Genomic DNA, 1356 nt, shown 5'->3' with positions numbered 1-1356 from the left:
AAAAAAGGTTAAAATGGAATTTCTTATTTTAGGGTTTTTAAGATTTTTTGATTAATCCTTTTTACCAAAGAAGGACCTTCGTAAATAAAACCTGTATATACCTGAACCAAAGAAGCTCCGGCTCTCAGTTTTTCCAAGGCATCCTCGGCAGAATGAATCCCTCCTACCCCAATGATGGGAAATGCCCCATTAGAATTATCATGCAAATAACGAATAACCTCTGTTGATCTAGGGCCTAATACTTTTCCACTTAGGCCCCCTGCGCCAATTTCCTCCAATTCTTCTGAAGTGGCCTTCAATTTTTCTCTACTAATGGTCGTATTAGTTGCAATTACACCATCAATTTCGACATTCTTAGCTATTTCAATAATGTCATCCAATTGTTCATTTGTAAGATCTGGAGCTATCTTTAAGAGAATAGGTTTGGGATGATTCTTTTTCTCGTTTAATTTCTTCAAATGTGCCAATAAAGCCATTAAAGGCCTTTTCTCTTGTAAGGCTCTCAAATTAGGAGTATTGGGAGAACTAACATTCACTACAAAATAGTCTACAACATTAAAGAGAGCATTGAAGCAAAATTCATAGTCTTTTACAGCTTCTTCATTTGGGGTAACCTTATTTTTTCCAATGTTTCCTCCTATTAGAACCTTGGAATTTCTATTTCGCAATCTTTTCACGGCTGCTTCCACACCCTCATTGTTAAAGCCCATTCGGTTTATGAGTGACTGATCTTCTGGCAATCTAAACAAACGGGGTTGAGCATTTCCAGGCTGTGGTTTAGGGGTTAATGTACCTATTTCAATAAAGCCAAAACCAAGAGAAGACAATTGATCCACCAGTTTGGCATCTTTATCAAGTCCGGCAGCCAAGCCTACGGGGTTAGGAAATTTCAGACCAAATACTTCCCTTTCTAGTCGCTTATCCGAAACACAATACAATTGCCTACAAAAGGAAGACACACCCGGAAGTTTAAACAGTTTTTGAATTGTATTAAAAGTGAAATGGTGAGCCTTTTCAGGGGCCATTCGAAAGAGAAAAGGGCGAATTAGATTTTTATACACAGCGCTAATTTTTGCGCAAAGTTAATAATGAATCCTTAATTGTGAAGGGCGAATAGTTAAAAATAAGAATGAAGTAGGGCCCATGTATTAAAAAGGCATCCACTAAAAGTAACTCTCTTTAAATCAACAAGAATGCAGCTTCCGTGAAACCCCAAATAATTTCTCCTCTAAGTTTTCCAATTATTTTTCTCCACAAAAATCAAGTAACATAAGAAAAAATATTCTCTAAAACATACCTTTACTTCCACTCTTTTTTAACCAACACCAATGAATATGCAAAAATCTCTAACTTTTT

At 36.3% G+C, this 1356-nt stretch carries 1 protein-coding gene; it reads right to left on the bottom strand.

What is annotated here, in order from left to right:
- Positions 1-23 precede the first annotated feature (23 nt).
- Complete coding sequence (locus E1171_RS01315) at positions 24-1061, bottom strand: quinone-dependent dihydroorotate dehydrogenase (protein WP_187696159.1); 1038 nt, start codon at positions 1059-1061, stop codon at positions 24-26.
- Positions 1062-1356: the final 295 nt, after the last annotated feature.

This window comes from Xanthovirga aplysinae (assembly GCF_009711365.1).
GTDB classification, from domain to species: domain Bacteria; phylum Bacteroidota; class Bacteroidia; order Cytophagales; family Cyclobacteriaceae; genus Xanthovirga; species Xanthovirga aplysinae.
This window is presented reverse-complemented; position numbering and strand designations above follow the sequence as displayed.